Source organism: Paenibacillus marchantiophytorum (assembly GCF_014640555.1).
Lineage (GTDB): Bacteria > Bacillota > Bacilli > Paenibacillales > NBRC-103111 > Paenibacillus_E > Paenibacillus_E marchantiophytorum.
In genome coordinates, this window is sequence record NZ_BMHE01000071.1 from 1 (window position 1) to 26445 (window position 26445).

Annotated in this window: 21 protein-coding genes; 15 read left to right on the forward strand and 6 right to left on the reverse strand. The window is 49.3% G+C overall.

The window, feature by feature from the left end; genetic code table 11:
- The first annotated feature begins 366 nt into the window (after positions 1-366).
- The 3 genes from IEY34_RS33570 (at position 367) to IEY34_RS33580 (ending at position 4939) form a co-directional block, all read left to right on the forward strand.
- Complete coding sequence (locus IEY34_RS33570) at positions 367-1962, forward strand: extracellular solute-binding protein (RefSeq protein WP_189020265.1); 1596 nt, start codon at positions 367-369, stop codon at positions 1960-1962.
- An 86-nt stretch (positions 1963-2048) separates the two neighbouring features.
- On the forward strand, positions 2049-3089 hold the full coding sequence (locus IEY34_RS33575; RefSeq protein ID WP_189020267.1) for a response regulator transcription factor: 1041 nt from the start codon (positions 2049-2051) through the stop codon (positions 3087-3089).
- A complete protein-coding gene (locus tag IEY34_RS33580) occupies positions 3086-4939 on the forward strand; it encodes a cache domain-containing sensor histidine kinase (protein ID WP_189020269.1) in 1854 nt (617 codons plus the stop codon). Before IEY34_RS33575 ends, IEY34_RS33580 begins: the two co-directional genes overlap by 4 nt.
- Positions 4940-5226: 287 nt before the next feature.
- On the opposite strand, the gene IEY34_RS33585 is transcribed toward IEY34_RS33580, so the two are convergent.
- The gene (locus tag IEY34_RS33585; RefSeq protein ID WP_229757973.1) at positions 5227-5394 is read right to left on the reverse strand and encodes a hypothetical protein; all 168 of its coding nucleotides are present in this window, start codon (positions 5392-5394) and stop codon (positions 5227-5229) included.
- Between the two features lie 30 nt (positions 5395-5424).
- Between IEY34_RS33585 and IEY34_RS33590 the strand changes: the two genes are divergently transcribed.
- The 12 genes from IEY34_RS33590 to IEY34_RS33645 all read left to right on the forward strand — a co-directional run bounded on the left by IEY34_RS33590 (position 5425) and on the right by IEY34_RS33645 (position 19197).
- The gene (locus IEY34_RS33590; protein WP_079415478.1) at positions 5425-6192 is read left to right on the forward strand and encodes an SDR family NAD(P)-dependent oxidoreductase; all 768 of its coding nucleotides are present in this window, start codon (positions 5425-5427) and stop codon (positions 6190-6192) included.
- Positions 6189-8195, forward strand: a complete 2007-nt coding sequence (locus tag IEY34_RS33595) for a heparinase II/III domain-containing protein (protein WP_189020273.1) — start codon at positions 6189-6191, stop codon at positions 8193-8195. Before IEY34_RS33590 ends, IEY34_RS33595 begins: the two co-directional genes overlap by 4 nt.
- Before the next feature lie 27 nt (positions 8196-8222).
- Positions 8223-10526 carry a DUF4962 domain-containing protein gene (locus IEY34_RS33600; RefSeq protein WP_189020275.1) on the forward strand — a complete coding sequence of 768 codons (2304 nt, stop codon included), beginning with the start codon at positions 8223-8225 and terminating at the stop codon, positions 10524-10526.
- A 499-nt stretch (positions 10527-11025) separates the two neighbouring features.
- Positions 11026-12387, forward strand: coding sequence for an extracellular solute-binding protein (locus tag IEY34_RS33605; protein WP_189020277.1), 1362 nt, complete (start codon positions 11026-11028; stop codon positions 12385-12387).
- Between the two features lie 95 nt (positions 12388-12482).
- Positions 12483-13373 carry a carbohydrate ABC transporter permease gene (locus tag IEY34_RS33610; protein WP_189020278.1) on the forward strand — a complete coding sequence of 297 codons (891 nt, stop codon included), beginning with the start codon at positions 12483-12485 and terminating at the stop codon, positions 13371-13373.
- 16 nt (positions 13374-13389) lie between these two features.
- Positions 13390-14271 (forward strand): carbohydrate ABC transporter permease, encoded by an 882-nt coding sequence (locus IEY34_RS33615; RefSeq protein WP_189020280.1) that lies wholly within the window; start codon positions 13390-13392, stop codon positions 14269-14271.
- A gap of 85 nt (positions 14272-14356) precedes the next feature.
- Positions 14357-16186 (forward strand): sensor histidine kinase, encoded by a 1830-nt coding sequence (locus IEY34_RS33620; protein ID WP_373291382.1) that lies wholly within the window; start codon positions 14357-14359, stop codon positions 16184-16186.
- Between the two features lie 2 nt (positions 16187-16188).
- Positions 16189-17361, forward strand: a complete 1173-nt coding sequence (locus tag IEY34_RS33625) for a response regulator (protein ID WP_189020282.1) — start codon at positions 16189-16191, stop codon at positions 17359-17361.
- A gap of 179 nt (positions 17362-17540) precedes the next feature.
- The gene (locus IEY34_RS33630; RefSeq protein WP_189020284.1) at positions 17541-18071 is read left to right on the forward strand and encodes a C40 family peptidase; all 531 of its coding nucleotides are present in this window, start codon (positions 17541-17543) and stop codon (positions 18069-18071) included.
- 128 nt (positions 18072-18199) lie between these two features.
- On the forward strand, positions 18200-18592 hold the full coding sequence (locus IEY34_RS33635) for a pyrophosphohydrolase domain-containing protein (protein WP_189020285.1): 393 nt from the start codon (positions 18200-18202) through the stop codon (positions 18590-18592).
- A gap of 16 nt (positions 18593-18608) precedes the next feature.
- Positions 18609-18827 carry a helix-turn-helix domain-containing protein gene (locus tag IEY34_RS33640; protein WP_189020287.1) on the forward strand — a complete coding sequence of 73 codons (219 nt, stop codon included), beginning with the start codon at positions 18609-18611 and terminating at the stop codon, positions 18825-18827.
- 169 nt (positions 18828-18996) lie between these two features.
- Positions 18997-19197, forward strand: a complete 201-nt coding sequence (locus IEY34_RS33645; RefSeq protein WP_028555213.1) for a cold-shock protein — start codon at positions 18997-18999, stop codon at positions 19195-19197.
- A 121-nt stretch (positions 19198-19318) separates the two neighbouring features.
- On the opposite strand, the gene IEY34_RS33650 is transcribed toward IEY34_RS33645, so the two are convergent.
- The 5 genes from IEY34_RS33650 to IEY34_RS33670 form a co-directional block, all read right to left on the reverse strand.
- Positions 19319-20644: an ABC transporter substrate-binding protein gene (locus tag IEY34_RS33650; RefSeq protein WP_229757974.1), complete on the reverse strand. Its 1326-nt coding sequence runs from the start codon at positions 20642-20644 to the stop codon at positions 19319-19321.
- Between the two features lie 135 nt (positions 20645-20779).
- Positions 20780-22372, reverse strand: coding sequence for a response regulator transcription factor (locus IEY34_RS33655; RefSeq protein ID WP_189020289.1), 1593 nt, complete (start codon positions 22370-22372; stop codon positions 20780-20782).
- Positions 22350-24101, reverse strand: a complete 1752-nt coding sequence (locus IEY34_RS33660; protein WP_229757975.1) for a cache domain-containing sensor histidine kinase — start codon at positions 24099-24101, stop codon at positions 22350-22352. Before IEY34_RS33660 ends, IEY34_RS33655 begins: the two co-directional genes overlap by 23 nt.
- Before the next feature lie 87 nt (positions 24102-24188).
- Positions 24189-25034, reverse strand: coding sequence for a carbohydrate ABC transporter permease (locus IEY34_RS33665; RefSeq protein ID WP_189020292.1), 846 nt, complete (start codon positions 25032-25034; stop codon positions 24189-24191).
- Positions 25031-25993 (reverse strand): carbohydrate ABC transporter permease, encoded by a 963-nt coding sequence (locus IEY34_RS33670; RefSeq protein ID WP_189020294.1) that lies wholly within the window; start codon positions 25991-25993, stop codon positions 25031-25033. Before IEY34_RS33670 ends, IEY34_RS33665 begins: the two co-directional genes overlap by 4 nt.
- Between the last annotated feature and the right edge of the window lie 452 nt (positions 25994-26445).

A 26445-nucleotide genomic window follows, 5' to 3' on the forward strand; every position in this document is an offset into this window, starting at 1 on the left:
GTGCAGCACCCAATCTATTTTTCTCAAGCATGAAGGTCATCTCCTAGAATAAATTCTGACCTCTACACCTTCGACAAAAGATTGGAAATACCTGCTAGTTAATTGTGCTGTCGTAGAAAAAAAACACAAGCAAGTGATAAGGCATTCCATTGTTGAAAGCGTTTCACAAGGGTAGGATATACCTATAACGTCGACGAAACTTGTATAGAAGCTGCTTGATATCTGCATAAACTCTCCAATTTTTACATTATTCTAAAAAAAAGACAAATCGAACTAAAGGAATTCCATATCAGCATTTTGTAAACGCTTTTACAATGAAGGTGTGAAAGATGTCTATCAATTTGCGAAAAGAAAAGAGGGGCATACATGAAAAAATGGATTCCGACCACGATGGCAGCTGTCTTGTTGGGCAGTATGCTGGTTGCCTGTACTTCCAAATCTTCTGAACAACCGAATGCATCTAGCGCTGCGGGGGGAACTGCTGGTGCCGCCAGCACGAAGCCTGCTGAGAAAACGAAATTCTCCATCTCTCTGCGTACCCTGGCTTTCGGACATGTCGAGAAATCACCTGATATTAATCAAGATAAATGGGTGAAGAAGGTCGAAGAGATCACGCATTCCGATATGAATATCGTGCTGGTTCCGCACAAAGAATATGAGCAAAAAATGATCCAAATGTTCGCGACGAACGATATTCCGGATGTTGTTCAGGGCAGCGGCGGTGTGAACGGCAAGGAAATGGCTGGCTCCGTGAAAGCGGGCGTATTCATGCCTTTGGATGATTTGCTCAAACAATATGGACCGAACTTGCTGAAAAAAGTCCCGAAAGAAGCTTGGGATAGCGTGACGTATCAAGGTAAAATTTATGCGATTCCGGAGTACTTGTCCAACCCGTCCCGCCGCGCGATCTTCGTGCGCAAGGATTTGCTGGATAAAGCCGGCTTAGGCGTTCCGAAAACGGTAGATGAGTACATGAACGTACTCCGCAAGTTTAAGGAAATGGGCGTAGAGAACCCGTACATGGGTCGCGAGAACTTCAAATATTCCGATTCCTTCTTCGGCGCTTATGATGTGTTCCCGTACTTGTCGATGTTCGAGAAGCAAGGTGATCAAATTGTGCCGAAATTCTTCGACACCGAGAATATGACGAAAGCGCTGCAAACGTACAAAACGATGTTTGACGAAGGCTTGATCAACAAAGAATTTGCAACGATCAACGCGACCGTGTTCAAGAACACGATCCTTGCCGGCAAAGCAGGCATGTGGTCCATGAACGCGAATGAATTGCTGCAATGGGAAACACAACTGAAAACAACGGTGCCAACAGGTGCTATCCAAATCATTCCTGCCCCAACAGGACCGGATGGCAAAGGCGGTCACTACTTGTACGGCGCAGCGCCACGGACTTATTTCATCAATAAAAATGTGAAAAATGCCGGACAAATCATTAAGTTCTTCGATTGGATGATGTCGGATGAAGCGGAGAAATTCTTCACGTTCGGGATCGAAGGCGACACTTACAAAACAGTTGACGGCAAAATCGAGTACAAAGCCCCAACAGACAGCGCAGGTGTCGATGAAGAGCGTTACCGTCAATCCTTCTTGTGGCTGGTGCAAGATACGACTTATAATAAAGGCACACTTAGTTTGACGGATGAAGGCAAGAAGTTAATGAACATCTACGATACAACGCTGAAAAATGAAGGCCGCGACGGCATCAGCTTCGAGCCTCGTTTGGATTCATTAATGAAAAACGTGGATATTTCACCGCTTTCCGACCAAGCGCCTCCGGTTATTTTGCAGCACATGGTTAAGATGGTGTATGGCAAAGAACCGATTTCGGATTGGCCGAAAGTATTGGAAGAGTGGAAATCCAAAGGCGGCAACGATGTCATCAAGGAAGCCACCGAGAAATTCAATAGTAAAGATTCCGGTACGACGGTGTCGATGCCGCGTAAATAAGCTCAGCAACTGGGCATGACCGTCTCCTCACGTGCCGTGCACGTGGGGAGCGGGCATTTCATAAGGGTAAGAAGGGAGACCTCCTCATGTACCGCATACTCATTGTCGATGACGAACCGATGATACGCAAAGGATTGCAAAAGCTCGTGGAACAATCGGAACTGCCGATCGAAAGCCTGCGTACGGCTGAGAATGGCGTAGTCGCGCTGCAACGGATTGGGGAGGAACGACCTGACTTCCTGTTCACCGATATTCGCATGCCCAAAATGGACGGACTTGAGCTGTGCGCACGGGTCGCCGAGATGGATGCAGATATCCAAGTGGTGGTCATCTCAGGGTTCGGTGATTTCGAATATGCGCAGAAATGCGTTTCCTATGGGGTAAAAGAGTACTTGCTGAAGCCCGTTAATATTAAAGGCTTCCAAAACGTGCTGGAGAAGCTGATCCGCACCAAAACCAAGGTTAGTTCAGAGACCTTCGTGGCGGTCACGAAGCTGGAACAGTGGGCAAGCCGCATGGAGCATGCCGTCTGGATGCTGCAAGAAGCGGAATTGAAAGGCTTAATCAGCGAGATACTGGAGGAGTTGCAGGCGTATAAACTCAAGCTCAATCGTGTGATTGATATTTTGCAAGAGATTCATACCCTGTTACACCAAAGACTGAATGTACGCGATGTGTACCTCATGCAGGGCGAGCTGGAGCTGACAGGCGCAGCCGATGAGCAGGAAGCTTGGTGCCGCTTCACGGCGGCCGTTCATGGACATCTGGAAGAACTCCGCGCGAAGCGCAAGGGCAAGTTGAAGGACCCGGTGGAGGAGGCCAAGCAGTACATCGAGACCCACCTCGCGGAGGAAGTTTCGTTAGAAGAAGTGGCTGATTTCATCGGGCTGAATCCCTCTTATTTCAGTCAATTGTTCAAACAAAGCACACAGGAGACGTTCGTGCAGTACCGCACCAGAAGGCGGATGGAGAAAGCGAAGAAGCTGCTGGAGCAGCCGCAGTGGCGCATTACGGATATTTCCGGAGAGGTCGGGTATGCCGACCATCCCCATTTTACGAAGACATTCAAGAAGTATGAAGGCTGCCTCCCTTCGGAATACCGCCAACAAATGGGCATCCGTACATGAGAAGGAGAACGCTTTCAGGTCAAATTTACTCGTATTTTCTTATTGTAATTGTCTTGTCGCTGCTGTCTGTCGGCGCTTTCTCCTATATCCAATCGTCTAAGGCGCTTGATGGTCAAGTGAAGCAATATATGGAGCAAATGATCGATAGCGCGAGCTACCAGACAGATAGTTATTTGCAGGCATATGAGCTGCTGAGCAACACCGTTTCGTCCAACTCCGATGTACGGTCTTTTATGGAAATGAAGCCGGATGATGCTTATGAATATTATGTGTACTCCGATAAAATCAAGAAATTTGCCGAAGCGTCGGTACAGTCCGTCGTTACTTTGTATAAACAGTTGAACATGATTTATGTCGTTGGTCAGCATGGACGTTCCGTCATTTATGAGAACCAGAACCTGCTCAACTTCGATCCGGTGCTCGTACAGGAGCAATACGATAACCTGATGAAAATTGCGGGTGACGGCAAAATCGCGCTGCTCAATATGAGCATTCGCCCTGTCGACCAGGGATCCGTTGTCACGATGGCTCGCAAGGTGCGGGGACCGTCCTATGGAGATGAGAATCGCGGTGTTGCCGCTATTGAAATTAAGCTCGCGGAGCTGGCCAAAACGTGGGACCGTGTCAGCTTGGGCAAGGAAGGCTTTTTCTTCATCGTGGACGATACGGGGAACTACATTTATCCGCCGGCGATGGGGCAGCGCAAGCCCCAAGATGAGCTGTCATCTTTGATTCTGGCTAGCGGGAATCAGACGTTCATTCATAAATACAATGGGGAAGAACGTATGTTCGTTTCGCGGAAATCGGCATACTCCGATTGGAATCTCGTGGCTTCTATGCCTGTAAAAGAACTGCGCCGCCCTGCGGATACGATCGGAACAACGACGCTGATTGTTGGTTTGGTGACGTTAATCGTGGCCTTGTGGCTCGCTTATCGCTTCGGTCGCTCCATTATTGCCCCTATTCGGGGGTTGAAAGAGAGTATGCGGGAGACGGAGAAGGGGAACTGGCAGTACATTGAGGAGATTGGCCGGACCGATGAGATTGGCGGACTCATTCACAGCTATAACCTGATGGTAACGCGCCTTTCAGATATGATTGAGCGTGTCTATGAAGCCGAGCTTGAGCAGCAGAAAAATGCGCTGGAGCTAGGCGAAACGAAACTGGAGAGACAGCGGGCTGAATTTCAGTCGCTGCAATTGCAAATCAATCCGCACTTCCTGTATAACACCTTGGAAACGATTAATTGCTACGCAATTGTGCAGGATTCCACTGAAATTACGGAGATGGTGGAGGCGATGGCCTTCATGCTTCGCTATTCCGTGCAGACCAACTTAGAAGAAATAACCGTCGCGAATGAATTGAATCATGTGCGCAATTATATGATTGTTTTGCAGCACCGGACAGGCAAAGAATTCGAGATTGAAGTAGCGATCCCGCCTAGTCTGCTGCTCGAGAAGATGGTCCGGCTGACGCTGCAGCCGCTGATCGAGAACATTTTCCAGCATGCTTTCCCTGACGGCTTGGAGACGCACCATATCATTCGCATCGATGCTCGCAAAGAAGGCGGCTTGTTCCAAGTTTTCGTCGAAGATAATGGCATCGGCATGAAGCCGGAACGACTGGCTGAGCTGCGCCAGAAGCTGGAGCAGAATCGCTTGGCTGAACCCGAGGAGACCGAAGGGGAAGGCAGCTCGCAGCGCGGAGGCATCGGGCTGATGAACGTTCATCGCCGGATTCAAATGGTGTTCGGCGAAGCCTTTGGTCTCTCTGTGGACAGCGAGTGGGGCCGAGGCACTCGCCTGACGATGACCATGCCGGAGACGGCGCGGCCTCGCATTCGCGGCTGAGTCGGCGCTAGGGGGGCGTCCTTTCGGGTTGAATAATAAGAGCCTCTGGAGGCTCTTAAACGAACCAAATAAGCGATAAATTCGGAAATAGAAGCTGTTAAGGACTCTTATTTGAATATAACTTGGCCGAATAGCCTCATTTTGCGGGAATAGCAGTCTTCGAAGGCTTTTATCTAGGCGAAACTGGCTGGAAGAGGTGAGATAGAAGTCTCTGGAGGCTCTTATCTCATTTCAACACTGGATGGGAACTAGCAGGACTACTAATACCATCAAGATCAAGATCACACTCATACCAATGCCAATATCAATATCACACTAATACCAAGACAAAGACAAAGACCAAGACAAATACAAACACCAACATCAACACCAACATCAATACCAATACCAACACCAACACCAACACCAACATCAACACCAACATCAATACCAATACCAACACCATCAACCATCAACAAACTACACAACCAAATGGAGGAAATCATATGAACATCAATTTAACTGGCAAGATTGCACTGGTAACAGGGTCTAACGCAGGAATCGGTCGCGCTATCGCATTGGCGTTGGCCAGCAATGGAGCTAAAGTTGGCGTGAATTGTTTGAACAACGTTGCGCAGGGGCAGGAAGTTGTAGCGGAAATTCAAGCAGCAGGCGGCGAGGCTGTGTTAGTGCAGGCAGATGTGACGAACTTGGAGCAAATCGATCGACTTGTTAATGAAGTGGAGCAGGCGCTTGGCGGTACGATTGATATTCTCGTCAACAATGCAGGTCACCTCGTGCAGCGCGTGCAGAATGCAGAGATGTTCGAAGAGATGTATGACCGCATTATGGATGTGAATTTGAAAAGCACCGTGTTTATGTCCAAAAGAGTGCTTGCTGGCATGAAAGCCAAAGGCGGCGGCCGCATCATCAACATGACGTCCGTAGCAGCGCACAATGGCGGCGGACCGGGTTCAAGCATTTATGCAGCAAGCAAAGCAGCGGTGTTGACCTTCTCCAAAGGGTTGGCGAAAGAAGTAGCAGCCAGCGGAATTACGGTTAACAACGTATCCCCTGGTTTTATCGGTAATACAATGTTCCATGCGACATTTACGACGGATACGGCTCGTCAAGCTACGATTAACGGCATTCCGCTGCAGCGGGAAGGAACACCGGATGATGTGGCAGGCGCAGTGCTTTACTTGGCTTCTGACCTGGCTGCCTATGTAACGGGTGAAACGATCGAAATCAATGGCGGGATGATGATGCGATGAGTACGGCGCTGAGGCTAAGCGAAAAGCTGGAGAAACTGACTTGGGCAGGCCGTACAGCACAACGATTAAAAGAGGAAGTCGACGGGCTGCTGCAAGCAGGCAGCCTCTCGATTCCCAAAGAACCTGGGGGATGGTGGCACCAGTATGTTTGTCCACGCCACCACACTGAACTGACGTTCGATTCAATGCAAGTAGATGCGGCTGAATTTCACTGTCCGCATGGCTGCGTCATTGAAGGTGAGGAATATCACGGTGCCTGGCTCGTGTTCAAGCACCAGTCTTTGGCTCGCGTGGCTTTGCAGGCTGCTGCTGTTTATGCGGCGCTGGGCGAAGTATCCTATGCGTCGCTCAGCAAAAGACTGCTCGTGGAATACGCCGAGCAGTTCCCGCTCTACCCCGTGCATCCGGAGGCGCAAAGCTGGATGCTGAAGGGGCGCGCTTTTCACCAGGCGCTGACGGAAGCGATCTGGTCCACGACGCTGATTCGCGCGTACTTATTGCTGCGCGATGAGGGGGTTGGGTTCGAGGTGGCAGAGCAAGCGGCAATCGACGCGTTCTTAGACCTGCTTGCGGGCAGCATGGAAGAATACCGGCACATCCTCATTCATGAGCGGAACAATGCGGAGAACAACTACACCGCCTGGCTGAACGCGTCATTGTCTTGCGTTTACGCCGCTCGCGGGGAGCAAGCGGCGCTGGAGGAGCTCATTGAAGGCCAAGGCGGCTTCAAGCATCATCTATCGATCGGCGTGAAGCCCGATCAGATGGAGTTCGAGGGAAGCACGTACTATCACGTTTTCGTGCTTCGGGCGTACTTGATCTCTGCGGAGATGGCGCAGCGGTTCGGCATCGATCTCTACGCCACGACCGGCGCAGAGGGGCAGTCCATGCGCGGCATGCTCGAGGTCTTGGCCGATCTGGCCGACGACCAAGGCGCTCTGCCCGCGCTGCACGACGGGCCGCTCGCACGCGATCCCTACGCGCGAGAGATCGCCGAGATCGCGGAGCAGGGGCTCGCGATCTACGGCATCGCCGGCCTCGCGCCGGTGCTGCGCGAAGCGTACCGGCAGCTGGGCGCTGCCGGTGGGGAGCAGCTCGAAGCGCTGCTCTACGGCTCCGGCGCAGCCGACGATGGCGCGGCGGCTGCGCTTAGCCCAAGGTCGGCGCGGCTCTGGCCGGACTCCGGCTTCGTGCTTGGCCGTGCAGCGGGGAACCCGCTTTCGTTCCTCGCCGATTTCGGCGAGCACGGCGGTTCCCACGGCCACTACGACAAGCTGCATCTGACGCTGATGCACAAGGCGCAGACCTTGACGCCCGATTTGGGGATGGTGCCTTACGGCTCATCGATGCGCAAATCGTGGTTTGCCGAAACCGCCAGCCACAATACCGTGTCGCTGGATGGCCTCTCCCAAGCGCCGCATGAAGGGCGCTGTGTCCGTTATGAAACGGCTGAGTCCTCCGTATACGCGTGGTTGCAGTCAACGGACGGTTACGAGGGCTGCACGCTGAATCGGCATTTGCTTTTGACGGAAGATTGGCTGCTCGATTGGTATCAGGTTGAGCTCTCTGGCGAAGAGCCCCGAAGCATTGAGTGGTGGATGCATCCTGTTGTTGAAACGAATGCTTCATTGCAGGCTTGGGAGGGGGATCAAGGCGACAAGATCCTAGGTCATTACCTTCATGATACTCAGTTTCACGCCTCCTACACGCTGGCAGCTCAAGCAACCCAAGCAACCGTGTTTCACACGGCACTTGTCCAGCCGGGCGATGAGCTTCTAGCTGTGCTAACACCGGGCGATGCAATCGACCCGAGCAAGCCGCTTACGGCTATGCTGCATCGTCGTCAGGATCGACGCGCTGACTTTATTCATATCTACCGGGCAGGCAGCCGTGCGGAGTTAACAAGAAATTCCGCCAATGAGTTGGTGGTCACGGTTCCTGATCATTCAGGCATTCCTGTACGTATACAATTAACAAGTGAAGATGGATTGCTTTTCACATAGAGATCATCACCAGGGAGGAGAATGGATATGACCTTATTGTCGCCCTTATACGAACCGCAGAGCGGCGTGTTGACTGTACAATACGAACCGAATGAGCAAACGATTTTGCTGGAAAACCCACCTCGCTTTACGTGGATTCCTGCTCAATTGGAGCAGGATCGCTATGTGCTGCAAATTTCGTCAGCGACTGCTTTCTCACAGGAAGATACGCAGACTATTCAGCCGATTCCTTATAACTTATACACGCCTGATGAAGCGCTGCAGCCGGGAACCTATTTCTGGCGGTATGCTTTGCTGCAAGAGCAGGATTCGCATACGGCATGGAGCCAAGTTCGACGTTTCGAGGTCCCGGCAGATTTGCCGGAGACTCCACTGCCCAGCCGCAACCGCCGCTATGCGGAAGCAACCGTACAGCATCCTAGATTATGGCTGCAAACTGCGGAAATCGAAGATTTTCGTCGTCAATTAGCGGTAGATCCGAGTTATTGCGGATTTGATATTTTTTATGAAAAGTCAGTTCGTCCTTGGATCGATCGGGAGCTGATTGCTGAGCCGCTGCCTTACCCTGGCAACAAACGAGTTGCCAAGCTTTGGCGTCAAATGTACATGGATACGCAAGAAGTGCTTTATGCGATTCGTCACCTTGCAGTGGCGGGTATTTTAACGGAAGATGCTGTCCTCTTGGATCGGGCCAAAACTTGGCTGCTCCATGCCATCTCATGGAATGTGGATGGCACGACCAGCCGTGACTACAATGATGAAGCCTCTTTCCGAATGACGGGTGCTATTGCGTGGGGGTACGACTGGCTTTATGCGGAGTTATCTGAGGATGAGCGCGCGCTTGTGCGTCGTGTTTTGCTTGCGCGTACGCGTCAAATCGCTCAGCACGTAATCGAACATTCGAAGATTCATCATGTGCCCTTTGACAGCCATGCGGTGCGCTCTCTATCGAGCGTTCTGGTACCCAGCTGCATTGTCTTGCTGGAGGAGGAGCCGGAAGTCCGCGAGTGGCTCGACTACACCCTTGAATACTATGCGTGCTTATATTCGCCGTGGGGCGGACCGGATGGCGGCTGGGCGGAAGGTCCGATGTATTGGACGACCGGGATGGCCTTTGTCACGGAAGCGATGAATTTGCTGAAGAAATATACGGGCATTAATTTTTATCAGAGACCATTCTTTGCGAAAACCGGCGATTTCCCGCTGTATACGTTCAGCCCGGACACTCTCCGCGCCAGCTTCGGGGATCAATCTACGCTTGGCGATCCGGTGAGCTTGAAGACGGGCTTCAACATTCGTCAATTTGCTGGCGTTACCGGGAATGGGTTGTATCAATGGTATTTCGAGCGGGTGCGCGAGACGGATACCGATTGCGAGATGAAATTCTACAATTATGGCTGGTGGGATTTCCGTTTTGACGAGCTGGTCTACCGTCACGATTATCCGCAGGTGGAGGCGATAGAGCCAACTGACGCCAATATCGAGTCGGTCAAATGGTTCCGCGACATCGGCTGGGTCGCCTTCCATTCGCAAATGGCCGATCCGGAGCGTCATATCATGCTGCTGACCAAAAGCAGCAAATACGGCTCCGTCAGCCATAGCCATGGCGACCAAAACGGCTTCCTGCTGCACGCCTACGGCGAACCGCTCGCTATCGAAAGCGGCTATTACGTGGCGTTCAACAGCACGATGCATATGAATTGGCGTCGGCAGACGCGTTCGACGAACAATATTTTGATTGACGGACACGGTCAATACGCCGAGAAAAATAAAGTGCTGAACATGGCTGCCAGCGGCTTCGTCGAAGTGGCCGAGCAGCGCAAGGGCTACGGATATTCCCGCAGCAACGCCACGGCGGCTTATGTAGAGAACGTGCCATATTTAGAGCGCTATGTGCGCGAATTGTACTTCTTTGGCACGTATGTCGTGGTTGTCGATCATATCGACCTGTCGCAGGCAGGCTCCGTCGATTGGCTGTTCCAGACCCTGTACGAGATGAAGCTGAACGGACAGAACTTCAAAGTCCAAGGCCGCAAAGCGGACATGGACGGTCGCTTCGTTTACTGCTCCTCCGGTGAGCTGGAGCTGACGCAGCATCAAGGCTTCGTGGACGTCGACCCAGCCGAGATCGAGGGCTTGCCGCAGCACTGGCACCTGAAGGCAACCACGAAGCCGACGCGCGGCCACCGGATCGCGACGCTCCTCGTGCCGATCAAGCACGGCGAGCCGAAATACGTGTCCTATTTCATGGATGACCAGGGCTTCGACACGCATATCTACTTCACGGAAGACGGCATCACGAATAAAGTTGAGGTACCTAAGGCTTACTAAATTTGTAGTAGTGGCTCCTTCCGCTCCTTGTGCGGGGGAGTCTTTTTGTTTTGCTTCTTGTTCAGTTGCTGATCCTTACGAACTTCTCAACCCTTATTCGGTCAAAATGGACAAGTTTTGAAATTTTATGAACTCCAGAAGCGTTATTTTAAACAAAAGTACGCGATGTCGGCCGTAATAGGCGCCATAACGCTGCTGGAGTTCGTTATATTTCTGGAGAAGCCAATTTCTCATTAATAAGCATCATACAGTTCGCTAGAACAAAGGATAGAGGAGAGTTATCGCCACACCGCCGCATTCAATACCCCGTGCCCCTAAGCAAGCTGCTGCCATCCGCCGCCCACGGATTTGCTGGAAACTACCTCCTTGGCCTATGCGTCACTTCCCAGATACCTATAAAAAGTAAACATCATACCTATAGTTCCCACATTGTAAGCACTCCCATTTTCGCGCAATAATAAGGACATCAAGATCACCAAACAAACGAGGGGGATTCACATTGGTAAAAAAATATAAAGGTCTTCAAGTTATCGGCGCAAGCTTACTGGCAATCAGCTTAACAGCATGTGGTTCAGGCAGCGGTACAAGCACGAGCACAGCAACACCATCTGCCAAAGCAGCAGCAACACCGGCGGCTACGACCAGCACAACAGAGAAAAAAGAGAACATCACCATCACGTTCCAAAACATATATCCAGATCCAACGGACCCGAAAAACGGGATGTTGAAGAAAATCGTCAACGACTACCAAACGAAAAACCCGAACATCAAAATCGAGCTTGATTCCTTGAACACGGATCAACAAAAGCTGAAATTGAAAACACAAGCGGCATCCAAAGAAGTTCCGGATATCACAATCGTGAATCCAGCGGCGCAAATGAAGCCTTTCGTTGATGCCAAACTTTTCGCTCCGCTGAACGATATGGTTGAGCAAAACGGCCTGAAAGCTACGTTCCAAGAAGGTATCCTTGACTGGTACACGTTCGACAAGAACATCTACGCGCTTCCAGACGGCAACAACATCGGACTTGTTTACTACAACAAAGACTTGTTCAAACAAGCTGGCGTTGAAGTACCGAAAACATTCGAAGAAATGGTTGCAGCTGTCAAAACACTGAAAGGCAAAGGCATTCAGCCAATGGCCATCGGTGAAAAAGATTCCTGGACTGGTTCCTTCTTATTCATGAACGTCTTGCTTCGCACGAACGGCGGACCTGGATTCCTGCAAGCGGTTGTTGATGGCAAGAAGACTTTCGCAGATCCAGCTTTCACAGACGCCGTCAGCAGCTTTGAAGATTTGATTCAAGCTGGCGCTTTCCAAGAAGGAGCAACATCTTTTGACTACAATGCAGGTGAAAACTTGTTCAAAACAGGTAAAGCAGCTATGTACTTCATGGGCAGCTGGGCAACTGGCGGTATCGAAACTTCCTCCGTTAACGGTAAAGTGGGCGTATTCAAATTCCCAACAGTTAAAGGCAAAGGTAACCCAGATGAGTTCATGTTGGCACCAGGCAGCGCGTTCGCGATCTCTGCAAACAGCAAGCATTTGAAAGAAACCAAAGATTTCTTGAACTTCTTCATGCTGAACTTCCCTAAAGAAGCTTTCGCCGTTAAAGGCGCGGTAGGTATCGCACAAAAAGTAGACGGCGACTTCAAAGCAGCTGGTTACTCCGATATGGCGATGGAAGTGCTTGGCTTGTTCAAACAAGTAAAAGGCGGCGACCTGGCTTTCGACAACACGATGAACCCAGGAACATCGCAAGGTCATTTAACTAGCATCCAAAACCTCTTCGTACAGAAGAAAGATCCTGCTGAAGTAGGGAAAGAACACCAAACAGCCTACGACACGAACAAAAAATAAGATGAATTAGCAGCCAAATCGGAATTTATCCTGAGCGCCGCGAGTGTGCTGAGGGTGAATTCCGATTGGTATATGCCATGAAGGAGGCGAGCCTAGTGAATGTGTTAAGAGTCTCCAAGTGGACGATTGCCATGTTTGTACTGCCGTGTTTGATTATTTATGTCAGTCTCGTTTTTGTCCCGATTCTCGTATCGCTTTACAGCGGACTACTGGATTGGAATGGGATTGGTGAATCGACGTTCGTCGGGTTCAAAAATTTCCACACCTTGCTTTTCGCAGACCCCGTGTTCTGGCCGTCTGTTCGCCGTACTTTGATGTTTGCCGTGTTTTCCATGGCTGAAATTCCGATCGCTTTGGGCGTGGCGATGCTGCTTAATCGTTTTATCAAAAAACCGAATTTTCTCGTTTCGAGTTACTTTTTACCGGTTATTTTATCCGTTGTTATCATCGGTCAATTGTGGAAAACGATCTACAACCCTGCCGCTATGGGGGGCATGCTGAATCAAGTATTAGACATGCTGAACTTGCACAGCTGGACCCATTCGTGGTTGACAGAACCCAAAATTGCGATGTACTCGCTCTACTTTGTGGCTCTGTGGCAGTACCTTGGTTATCATACCTTGATCCAGTTTACCGGCATTCAGAACATCCCTGCTGATATCTATGAAGCAGCCCGGATTGACGGTGCAGAGGGGCTTAAAGCCGACTGGCACATTACCTTCCCTATGAATATTCCGATTTTCAAAATATCGATCGTCCTCGCCTTCATCGGCTCCCTGCAAGCATTTGACATGGTCATGGTCATGACTGCAGGCGGCCCGGCGCATGCAACGGATGTGATTTCGACGCATATGTACAACATGTCATTCCTGTCCATGAAATATGGCTACGGAAGCGCGATTGCCGCCTTCTTGGTTGGTTTGTGCCTAATAGCAACGGTTATTATCAATACGATTTTCAACAAACTAGAGAAAAGATTTTCATGAGGAGGGGAGTGTCGCCATGCAAACGGCAAGGGAGATAGCTGCGGCTAAACCTGCAACAATTCGGAGACGCAAACGCCTCTCTTTCGTCAAAATTATCGTCGTCGGATTTCTTTCACTGCTCGTGGTTACGCAAGTTTATCCACTGCTTTGGCTCTTTATCTATTCGTTGAAAACGAATGAGGAAATTTTGTCGGGCAAATTTTTTGCCCTGCCGCACGCTCTGCAGTGGAGCAACTTCTCTGCTGCTATCGATGCGGGACATTACTTTCAATACTTGAAAAACAGTTTGTTTGTCACATCAGTGACGATGGCCTGTGTGATTCTGCTGGGCTCCTTGGCCTCCTTCGCGATTGCGCGGTTCAAATGGAAATACGGCCAACTGGTCATGGTGATCTTCCTGATCGGGATGATGGTGCCGCTGCAAGCGACGCTGCTGCCGCTTATGATTATTTTCAAAAACCTGCACGCGCTGAACACGCATCTCTCGATCATTCTGCCTTATATCGCTTTCCAAACGCCGATAGCGGTGTTCATCCTAAGTGGATTCATGAAATCCATTCCGGCTGAAATTGAGGAGTCCGCTGTCATGGATGGCGCGGGGGTTTTCCGGATCTTCTGGAGCATCATTCTGCCGATATCGATACCGCCGATGATGACGGTCTGTATTTTAACCTTCATTAATATATGGAATGAGTACATTCTCGCGGCGACGTTTATCTCCTCCGAGCGGCTCAAGACGCTGCCATTCGGGGTCAACAGCTTCGTGAGTCAGTATTCCGTCAACTACGGAGCCATTGGCGCATTCCTCGTTCTGGGCGCATTGCCGGTCATCATTATTTATTTCTTATTAGCTGATAAAATTACAAAAGGTATGGTAGCGGGAGCGGTGAAGGGTTAACTTCACCCCTCTCTTTTTTGCTATTTCGGAGACGGTCTTGGTAAAATAGCCAGTAGCTACTGACGGAAAGGGGAACGATCATCCAGTGACACGGGGACTGCATTCCATTCATAACCGGCTATTTCTGCTTTTTATCTCCTGTATGTTAGTTCTCGTACTCTTGGTGAGCGTGGTCTATTACAAGAAAACAACGGACATTATCCATAGTAAAATCAGTGATTTGGCAGAGAAAAATATTTCCCAAACGGTGGGTTTATTTGATTTGCTGCTGCAAGGGTATGACAGCATTACCAAGTCCCTTAACAGCAACTACGAGATGCTCAGGCTCATTCAGGAGCGGGATTCGAGCAGGGATGAGACCGTCAGCATTATTAATGAGCGAACGATTACGAATATTATTGGCGCTATTTATTACTCCCGCGATGACATCGTGGGGATACATGTGGTGACCAATGCAGGTAAAAACTATAACTATGAACGCGGGTTTGACAGTGTCATTGATACGGATTATGCCACTTCGGAGTGGTATCAGAAGCTGATGGATTCTTCGGGAGAAATGGTGTGGCTGGGTCTCTATAAAGGTTCTGTCATTAACCGGTTTCAAAAGGATACGCTGTTCGTCTTCGGCCGCAAGCTTTACGATTTATCGGACCACCGGATGATTGGGGTTATGCTCATAGAAACGAACCCGCAGCCGATTCTGGCGGCGCTTTCCAACGTTACGATCAGCCCGAACAGCCAGGTCTACATAGTGGACCGGGAAGACCGGATGATTGCCTCGACGGCAAGCGAGAAGGTGAGTATGCCGTCATTCGACGGACTGCCGCGTCCGCAAGCCAGTGAGATCATCGTGGACGACAGGACGGGTCAGCTCATTGTCGCCGCGAAAGCGAAGATGTCGGATTGGACGGTCTTCGGCTTGACGCCCAAAAGCGACATCAATGCTGAGGTCGTGAAAACACGGGAGTATCTATACGTCGTCATTCTTGTACTCATTCTGCTTTCAACCGTGCTGGCGAGCATTGTGTCCCGGAATATTGCTTCACCGCTCAAGCTGCTCATTCGGGAGATGAAGCAAGTGGAGATGGGGAATTTCAAGGGCTCCGTGACGGTCAAATCGTTCGAGGAAATCAATTCTCTAGTTTCCTCGTTCAATCGCATGGTGAATCGGATGGATGAGCTCATCGAGCGCATTACGCTGTCTTCCATGAGTGAGAAGAATGCCGAGCTGCAAGCGCTGCAGTCGCAGGTCAATCCGCATTTCCTCTACAATACCTTGGATATGATCTACTGGATGCTGGATGAGCGTGAGAACGATCGATTGGGGAGGGTAATCCTAGCCCTGTCCCACATGTTCCGGTACAGCAGTGACTGGCAGGAGGCGTCTAAGACGACGCTGAGGCAGGAGCTCGACCAGATGCGGCACTACATGACGATTATTGAGAATCGGCTTGAGGGCAGAGTGAGCACGGAGCTGCACATTGATCCGGAATGTCTGGATGTCGTGCTCCCGAAGATGACGCTGCAGCCGATCATCGAGAACGCCGTCAAATATGGGCTTGAGCCGCTCGATCGACCGGGAATTCTTCGGGTCTCAACGGAAATCTGCGAGTATGAGCTGCGCATTATCATTGCCGATAACGGTGTTGGCATCGAAGAGAGTACGCTGCAGGGGATGCAAGCGATGCTGGCTGCGGAATCAACCGAGAATGATGGGCAGAAAATGGCTGCTCTGCAATTGGAACAGGCGACACCGGGCACCGATGTGAAAACCAGACGGGGCATTGGGCTTACCAATGTCCACAGACGTATCGTTCTAATGTTCGGAGAAATCTACGGACTCCGTATTCATAGTAAGCAAGGGGAGGGCACGACCGTTACGATTGCGATGCCGCTCCCCCGGAAAGGTGTGTAACCATGGACATTCTCATCGTAGATGATGAAACAGTCATTCGTGAGGGCATTCAGCGTACGCTTCAGAATCGCTTTCCGGAGCATAATATCCATCTTGCCGCGAATGCGGAGCAGGCGATTGTCTTGCTGCGCAGCCACCGCATCCATATTGTGCTCACCGACATTCTCATGCCGGGAATGACCGGGCTTGAGCTCATGAATATGTCGCGCAGCCGTCACCCGCATGTGAAATGGGTGGTCATCTCCGCGTACTCGGAGTTTTCCTATGCCCAAGAGGCTGTGCGGCTTGGGGCCAAGGATTATTTGCTGAAGCCTATTGGCAAAGAAGTGCTCAGCGAAATGATTCGCAAGCTCAGTGAGGAAATCGCGCACGAAACTGAGCTGATCGAGGATGCCGAGCTGCTGAAGGCGAATCGCAAATATTTGCAAGAAGCCGTCTTCCAGCGATTCGCGCAGGGCTTGGATACCGGCCGTATTGATATGGGGCCGTTCATGGAGCAGCATCCATATTTCCATCTTATTATGGTGAAAATGGAAACTGATAAGCCTGTCTTCCTCGAGAATTTCATTATCGAGAACGTCCTCCAGGAGCTTATCGAGCGCTACGGCAAGGGCTTCGTCACCGTGCACGATGGGAAGAGCCTGCTCGGCCTTGTGACGCTTCCTGAAGGCACGAGCGTGACGCTGCTGGTCGATGAGCTGCGCAGCCATCTCGTGAAGTATTTGAAGGTTCCCTTTCAAATCATGAACACCGAACGGATCGAACAGGTTCAAGCCGTTCCTGCAGAAGTGCAGCGCATGCGTCAGGCTTCGACAACGCAGGTTTACGAGCATCATGCGAGCGGCAGCGATCGCTCCATAGAAGTCGCGCTGCAGTACATGCGCACGCACTATCATGCCGACCTATCGCTGGAGAAGGTCGCTTCCATCGTCTATCTGAATCCGGTCTATTTCAGCCAGCTTTTTAAACAAAAGACCGGTCAGGGCTTCAAGGAATATGTGACCCACCTGCGTCTGGAGCAGGCCAAACAGCTGCTCTTGAATCCCAAGCTGAAGCTGGCTGACGTCGCCGAACGCATCGGCTATCAAGACATGCGGCACTTCTCGCAGGTTTTCCGCAAGAAGTATGGCGTAACGCCCTCTGACTATCGTCAAGAGCACACACAGACGGTCTGAGCTGTCAAGGGATTGACGCACAGGAAATTCTCATGAAACTTTAAGATTGGCAGCCAACGTCAGGCGTGACGCGTCTTTCTTCATTCTCTGGTAAATTCAGGGTGGTTGAGGTGTGATATGGTAGTTGCAGGGGATACCCCCGGCCATCACACACGATCCATGAAGGAGGACATCCAATCATGCAAGCAATGAAGAAGAACCGCCTTAGCAAATCGTTAGTGGGGATTAGCCTAAGTCTATCCTTATTAACTTCGGGAACCATGCTCCTGAATCCGCATGCCGCTCAGGCTGCAACCGCCGATACAACCGCTGCTGCTACGGCAATAAGCACAAGCAAGGCGAATAGCCTGATTAATACGGCTGAGTCGTATATCGGCAAGGTTCGCTATGGCTTTGGCGTCAGAGATACCCAGCGTCTAATCTTGGACTGTTCTGCTTTTACCCAACTGGTCTTCAGCAAGAACGGCATTACGATCCCGTGGGGCTCCAAGGCCCAAGCTCAGGTAGGCACCGCGGTCAAAAGCAAGTCAAGCCTGCGCAGCGGCGATCTCGTCATGTTCAGCGTAAGTAAACCCGGTCAGATTAACCATGTCGGGATTTATATTGGAAACGGAAAGTTCATCAGCAACACGACGAGTTCGGGTGTCGTGATTCGGGATATGAACACCGGCTACTGGAAAGACCGCTTTATTACCGGCCGCCGTCTCTGAAACTGAGGCACCCAGATAGAATTGAGAAGCCCCTTACGTATTCGTACGAGGGGGCTTTTCCTGTTGACCTCTACCGCTTTTTAATGGTATATAAAAGAAAACCATCGCGAAGGAGCCGAATGCTCACCATGACACTAAAGAAAGCATTTGAAGATATTAAAAAATTTCACGAAACTTTCGAGCACCCGGTAGGGAACGTGCCGCAGCGTTTATCCGCAAGCCGCAAAGCTGCCCGTTTAGCTTGGATGCAAGAAGAGTTGAACGAATATCAGGAAGCAGCCACGCTGGAAGACGAAGTCGATGCGATGATCGACGAATTATATTTTGTTCTCGGGACCTTGGTTGAGATGGGTGTGGAGCCTGGACCGATTTTTGATATTGTGCATCATGCCAATATGTCCAAAGTGTGGTCGGATGGACTAGTCCATAAGAACGAATTTGGCAAAACCATCAAACCGCCGGAATGGCAGGACCCTTTCGACAAAATTAGTGCTGAAATTCGCAGGCAGCAAGAAAAATAGGAGAAGGAGGCGCAGGGTGAAATTTCATGAGAAGTTAAAAGAGTTGAGACAGCAGCAAAATCTCACGATTCGCAAGCTTGGAGAGAAAGCAGGGGTCAGCTACTCAATTCTCAATGCCATCGAAAACGGTCGAATCGAGCCGTCGAAAGATGTCGTAATTGCTCTAGCTATAGCTTTGAAAATCCAGGATAGAGAGGAACTCTTATCCTTAGCAATAAATCCCTCTGAGGGATAATTGCATTACATAAATTTGTGTGGTACAGTATTAATAGTCTTAAAGGTAAAACCTGAATTGCGTATTGCAAAGGGTTATCATTTAAGTAAATGAAACCTTTTCCAATGTGTAATTTTTTTGTTCGAAACAAGAAAAAAGACATGTTAATAAAACTTTGGAGGTATTACCCATGGCAGTAGGAACAGTTAAATGGTTTAACGCAGAAAAAGGATTTGGATTTATCGAAGTTGAAGGCGGCAACGATGTATTCGTACATTTCTCCGCAATCACTGGCGAAGGTTTCAAATCTTTGGACGAAGGCCAACGCGTTGAGTTCAACGTAGTTCAAGGCAACCGCGGACCACAAGCTGAGAACGTTGTAAAACTGTAAGCTCCAGCTTGCACAAATAGCATTCTCGAAGAACGGCTCTTAACTCACGTTGAGAGTCGTTCTTTTTTGCGTTCAGACACGAAGAAGAAGAGCCCCTAGGGGCTCTCCATCCATCTCTGTATTATTGATAATCTTTTGCTTTTTTGACGAGTTCGTCATAAGCAGCATCTGGCGTTATTTTGCCGAACATCACTTTTTCGCCGATATTCTTGAAGTCCTTCGCTGTGTAGTTGCTCCAGCCTTTCGCTCCAGCATTGAAAGGTTGGGCGTCAGGAGCGACATTCTTGATCAGTTCAATTTGCAGTTTATCCGCGGCGGTAAGTTTAGGTGTTAAGTAATCAAGCATTTTCTTGGATACAGGAACGCCTCTTGTTGTGGTCAGAATATCGGCCGCTTCGCTTTCATTGACGAACCAATCGATGAATTTCTTGGATTCTTCCGCATTCTTGGAATCTGCGCTCACAGACCAGAACATGGAGGGTTTCAGCCAACCGCTGGCCTGCTTGCCCTTAGGTTGAGTAACGAAGGAGTAAGCGCCGGGCTTAACCCCTTCATACCCAGGGTATAGAGCCGCGAAGCTGCGCTTCATCAATACGCTGTCATTGTTCATTAAATCCAGTTTCGCGTCGGAATCTTTATCCGTGGTGGCAATCTCTGCTGGCGGCACAACGCCGGCCGTGCGAAGCTCTGTATACTTTTTGACGAAGCTTAAATACGTATCTTTATCAATATTAAATTTGCCGTCTATCGTGATAGGGTAGTCTTTGCCTTGGCTAATCTGATAAGCGCTATATGTCGTATAATCGGATGTCGCATCCATCAGAACGTATTTATCTTTGTCCAGCTTGGCTTTCGCGTCTTTGCCGAATTGGAAGTACTCATCCCAGGTCCAAGCGTTTTTGGGAGGGGTGATGCCCAGTTTATCTACAGCGTTCTTGTTATAAATCATACCTGTTGCATTGTTGCCCAGTGGGATTGCGTAGAGCTTCTCTTTGAATTTGCCGGAATCCACGAGTGATTTGTCGATATCTTCGGTGCGAATGCCTTTGGATAGGTCAGCCAGTTGGTTTCTTCCTGCGTACTCGGCAAGCCATGCGGGATCCATTTGGATAATATCAGGAGCATTCTTCGCCGCTGCTTGAGTCGCTAGTTTGTCCGCGTATCCGTCAAACCCCGAAAACTCAGGTTCAAAAGTCACATTCGGATGTTTCTTTGTATACGCATCCAGAGCTTTGAGCGTAGCGTCATGCCGTGCTTGCGAGCCCCACCATACAATACGCAGCTTAACAGGTTGGGAGCTTGCTGGGGCAGCTGTTGGCTTATTAGCCGTTGTTGCAGCGGGACTGCTGCTCGTACTTGTTGTATTTCCGGAACCACACGCGCTTAGGGACAGCGCTATCATGGCAGTCACGCCAAGCATGCTCCATTTTCTCATCTGCACTTTCATTGGAAATCCCCTTTCGCTACCTAAGTATCTTCACAATTTAATTATAGGAACAACGGTCAGGAAGAAACAGGAGGGTAATGAACACACTTCTATCACTTTTGATCACAATTGTCGGACAACGAACAGGGTGCGAGACTACAATCCGCTTTTCGCGATTTCGCTTGGACTGACGCCGGCATATTTTTTGAAAATAGAGCTGAAATAGGGGACGTTCTTATAGCCTACTTTTTCCGAAATCTCATAAATTAAATATTTGCCTTCGGCCAGAAGAGCTTGCGCCTTTTTCATGCGTACCTGAATGACATAGTTGGTGAAGGTTTCACCGGTTGCTTTTTTGAAAATTTGATTCAAATAGTTCCGGGACAAATAAAGCTGTTTGGACATGTCCTCCAAATTAATCTCCTCGGCATAGTGCGTGTGCGCATACTGTGTCATGAAATCAACGATTTCTTTATGCTTGGAATTCTCATGCCAATGCCGACTGGTGGCAATGATATGGATTTTATTGCCGAGCCATTGCTGCAAGTGCGTTGGTGTTAGGATTTGATTCAGCTCCAACTGGAGATTCATGTCAGGAAACAATTCATCGAGCACGGTTCCGACGCTGTATAAAGAGTAGGCAAAGATGGTCCACAACTCGGTGCATAAATATTGCAAATAGGCAGGCGTTATCGTCGGCATACTCTGTAATTGAAGGATGTAGGCTTCTACAATTTGCGCTGCCGTTTCTTCTTTGGAATAAACAATGGCTTCTGCGAGCTCCTGATAGAACTTAATAGGTCGAATAGCAAGGTCAGTTGACGTAGAAGACAGTTTGCTCGGCGGCAGCGTGTTGCTCATCTGCAAGAGATCGAGAAAGGCTTCCTCCGTAGAATCAGATATTTGCTGCCAGGATGCCTTCATTTGCCCCATTCCAAGCCGGAGGGTCAACTGCAGATAGGTGCGAACACAATGCGTAATGCGCTCACCAACCGCTGTGATCCTCTGACGCGCCTCATCTGAGGACAGTGTTGGCTCGATATGGAACATAATGGCGGCATGGTGGCTATGAAGTTCAATGAAGTCCGACTCCGGCCAATCCTCGGTCAGGATTTCCCTAATAATATTGGCTAACGCAAAGCGAAATAGATGCCAGTCGATGAGTGACAGGTTGGCTGTGCGAACTGTGCTTAACAGCTCGATGCCTATGACCAGGTGGCTTCTATCGAGCCAGTAAGCCATATCTGCAGGCGGAAGGCTCTGGGAGGCGAAGGTGCCTGTGATGACGGATTTCAGCCATTCTTGCTGGCTGAAGGGCTCGTGCAGCAGCAGCCTTTTCTTCACTTCTTCTTGTTCCATCTTGATGAATTCCTTCGCTTCCAACTCCTTGATAACTCTAGTGAGCACAATCCTAAGCTCTTCTACGGTGACGGGCTTCGATAAATAATCGCTCACTTGCAGCCGCAAGGCTTGCCGGGCATATTCGAAATCTGTGTACCCGCTTAGAATAATCAATTCACCGGGGAAGTTGGTTTCCCGGAGCTTCTCGATCATCTCCAGGCCATTCATAACCGGCATATAAATATCGGTAATGACGATATCCGGTTGGGTTTGCTGGATCATCATCAGCCCTTCGGCGCCATCGCTAGCCTCACCCGCGTATTCCGCGTCTATGGCATCCCAAGGGATGGCCTTTCGCATCCCTTCCAGCACTTGAAAGTCGTCATCAATAATGAGTATTTTCCACATGATAGCGCTCCTCGACTTCGTCTTTGTGATGGATTTGCGGCAGGAGAATCTTCACCTCGGTACCTTGACCCTCTGCACTAGTAATATGGACCCCGTAAGGGTGGCCGAAATAAGCGGCAATGCGCTCTCGCACATTGCGCAGCCCGTAACCGCCGGTTTTCCTTGCTTTCGGTTGATGCCAATCGGGGTGCAATCCGACGCCATTATCCCAAATCAAGAATTCAATATCGGAATGAATGAGCTGCACGCTCACGCGGATTTCTCCTGTTTTCCTGCCGTGGAAACCGTGAATAATCGCATTTTCGATAAAGGGCTGCAGGGTTAGTCTGGGAATATAGAGATCTTTGGCCGTCTCATCCATGGAGATGGTGAAGGTCAAACGTTCTCCCCAACGGATTTGTTGAATTTGCAAATAACAGTCCATATGTGTCATCTCATCGGCAAGAGGAATCAGTGTTTCCCCGTTGGATAGGCCGATGCGAAACATTTTCCCCATCAGGGACAGAATTTTGCTGATTTTCTCTTGACCGGAATCGATTGCAAGCCAGTTCAACTGATCCAGCGTGTTGTATAGAAAATGCGGATTAATCATGGCTTGCAGCGCTTGAATTTCGGCATCTCGCTGCCGCTTATGCTGATCCTTCAACGATTGAAGCAATTCATCGATTCGTTCCATTTGTTTGCGGTAGCCATTGAATAAATTACCGAATTCATTGGTGTAGTCCATAGGCAGATCGGATACTAAGCCGCGATCCGGCAGCTTGCCCATGTAAGCCACAAGCAATTTAATTGGATTGGTAAACTGTCTGGATATGAAGAAAGTGACGAAGGAGGCGATAAATATCGCTGAAAGTCCTACAGTCAGTAGAATCAACGCTAAACGAATACTGCCGTTAATAATGCTTTTCCATGGAGTGACCTCAACCAATGTCCAGTTGGAAGGTGATTTGCTCCATACAAGCAAGGATTCGCTTTGCTGTTTAGCGGTTAAATGAAGACTCCCCGATTTCTCCTTGATGAGCTTGATTTTCTCCAGTTCGCTCTCCTGCAAATTGGGATTGCCGATTGCTGCGATTTTGCGGCCGCTGGCATCGAATAGGAGCCGGCTGCGCCCTTTGGTCTCCCCGCGTATCAAATCCTGGATTTCGGATGATTTCACATTGAGCAGGAGCAGCCCGTAGTAGATGCCAGAGTTATTGTATAACTTTCTTGCAAAGCCAATGACCGGAATAGATCCCCTGTTAGCTTGAATTGTACGTTCTTCTATCCAGGCGAAATCATTATTTTGGATATCTGGATACCAAGCCTCATCCTTGACTTGGCGCAAATCATAGATGCGAACGGGTCCTTGAGTATCCGTCATAAACGGCTGTTCCGTATATAAATGAATGGATTGAATCATCGTTGTGCTGTAGGTAATGTTGGCCAGTAGATCGCTCAAATCTTTCCTGCGGCGATTTCGCTCAAATAAGTCGGTGTCCATCGGATCAAAACCAATGGTGTCAATATTTCTGAATGCGGCCAGCGACATTTGTTCAATCGAGTTCAACTGCGTGACTAATCGCTTATTCAATTCATTTAATAAGTCCTGCTGATAATTGGCGGTATTCGCGGCTAACTCCCGTGAAGTTAAGCTGTAACTGATCCAGGAGGAAATAAGCAGCAGCACAGCAATGAAGACGGCGAAGCTGCCGAAGAATAAGCGGCCGACGCGGACGCGTTTGAACATGGTAAACACAGCCAATCCTCCCCTAATGCTACGATAAAGTGGAAAAAAGGCTGCAGGTAGCGCAACCTTTTTTGTACTGCTATTATTCTATCCTTTCACTGCACCGGAGGCAATGCCATCGACAAAATGCCGCTGAGCCATAAAAAAGATTATCAGAGAAGGGATGATCGAGACGAGCGACATCGCCAGGAGCTGTCCCCAAGGCAAGGCGGATTGGCTGTCGACGAACAGTTTCAGAGCTAATCCTACCGTATATTTGCTGACGGAGTTGATATACAGCAGGTGACCGAAGAAGTCATCCCAATTCCACAGAAAGCAATAAATACCGACGGTGACTAGCGCGGGTTTCGTCAGAGGGAGCACGATACGCCAGTAGATGCCGAACCAGCTGCAGCCGTCAATCTTGGCGGATTCATCGAGCTCCCGCGGAAGGCCGCGAATGAACTGGACCAGCAGGAAAATGAAGAACGGGCCGCCGATGCCGCCTGCCAAAGCATGCGGCACATAGAAGGGCAGATACGTATTGACCCATCCCCACGTGTTGAACATGATGTACTGAGGAACCAGCGTCACTTGACTTGGCAGCATCAGGGTAACCATCAGAATTGAAAACCAGAAATTTTTCAGCGGAAAATCCAAGCGGGCGAAGCCGAACGCGACCAAACTGCAGGAGAGTATGGACGTAATCAGAACGCCGCCAATCAATTCGAACGTATTGATATAGAAATGAGTGAAGGTAAACTTAGGAATGGCAACCCAGCCTTGGCTGAAATTGCTCCATAACCACTCCGCAGGAAACAGCGCTGGAGAGCTCATCTCCGCATTGGATTTGAAAGCGGCTCCGAACCACCAGAGCATCGGATAAATCATAATTAAGCTGAATACAGCTAATAAGATATGGGTTCGTAACGTTCGTGGCAGCATCGTTTTCATTTCCCTTTCGCTCCTTCTGTCTCGTAGAATACCCAGTAACGGGATGAGGCGAAAATGATCGCCGTCACGATCCCGATCACGACGAGAAGGATCCACGCCAAGGCGGAAGCATATCCCATTTCGTATCTGGAAAAAGCGCGATCATAGAGGTATAAAGCGTACATATACGTTGAGTTGATGGGCCCGCCCTTCGTAATGATGAAGGCTTGGGTGAACATTTGGAAGGACCCGATGGTTTGCAGCACCAGATTAAATAGCAGCACGGGTGACAGCATGGGCAAGGTAATCGTGAAAAACTGTCTAATCTTCGAAGCCCCATCCACGGAAGATGCCTCGTAAAGTTCGGCGGGAATTTGTTTTAAACCAGCTAGGAAAATAACCATGGAAGAACCGAATTGCCAAGCAACAAGAATAATCAATGTTCCCAGGGCTGTATTGGGATTGCTGATCCAACTGACACCCTGAATGCCGAACAGGCCAATGAACCGATTGATAAAACCGTCGATGCCAAATATATTTTGCCAAAGAATAGCTACCGCAATACTGCTGCCAATTAAGGAAGGCAAATAGATGAATGTTCGATAAATCGAGATTCCTTTCACCTTTTTATTGAGCACGATCGCGACCATCAGAGCGCTAAAAAGTTTAATTGGCACGGACAGCACCACGAAGAGAATCGTGATCTTCAGCGATTGGCGAAATAATTCATCATCTGCAAAAATTCGCTCATAATTGCGCAGACCAATCCACTCAGGAGCATCTAATAACGTATATTTGGTGAAAGAATAATACATCGATTGAATCATAGGCCACAAGGTTAACAATAGGAATCCTAGCAGCCACGGAGATATGAATAAATACCCGGCAATTGGCGACTCCCAGCGCCCTCTCAAGCTGAATGTTTTTTTCGATTTGTGCAAGGGAAGATTTTGCGGAGAAACTTTCGTCTCAGCTTTCATTGGAAAACCGCCTTTCATGTCAGTAACACCTTTGTGTTAAGTATAAGAGGGATTCGCTTCCTGAAAAATGAGAGTAATGAACACAATTCATTCAGAAATGAACAAAAAGCCTCCAAGCCACAGTTGTGGCATGAGAGGCTTTCTCTAGAAATATTAGAATTTATATGTCTTGGAGTGAACGTGGAGTTAATCCAGCTGCCTCGCGCAGAGGGAGGGAACTACAGTACGCTATTCTTGCAAAAAGTGGCATTATCGCGTGGTTGAGAGAACTACAGTCCACTATTTTGCTGTGTTGTGGGAAATTCAGCGCTTTTCGCGCAAATAAGACAGAAGCTTTGCAAAAAACCTAACATGAATATTTCGTTAGAATATATTCCTAAATATGTAATTAAATGATGTATTTATCTGGACAAAACACAAAAAAACCCCTAAGGTCGAGTTACAGACATGTT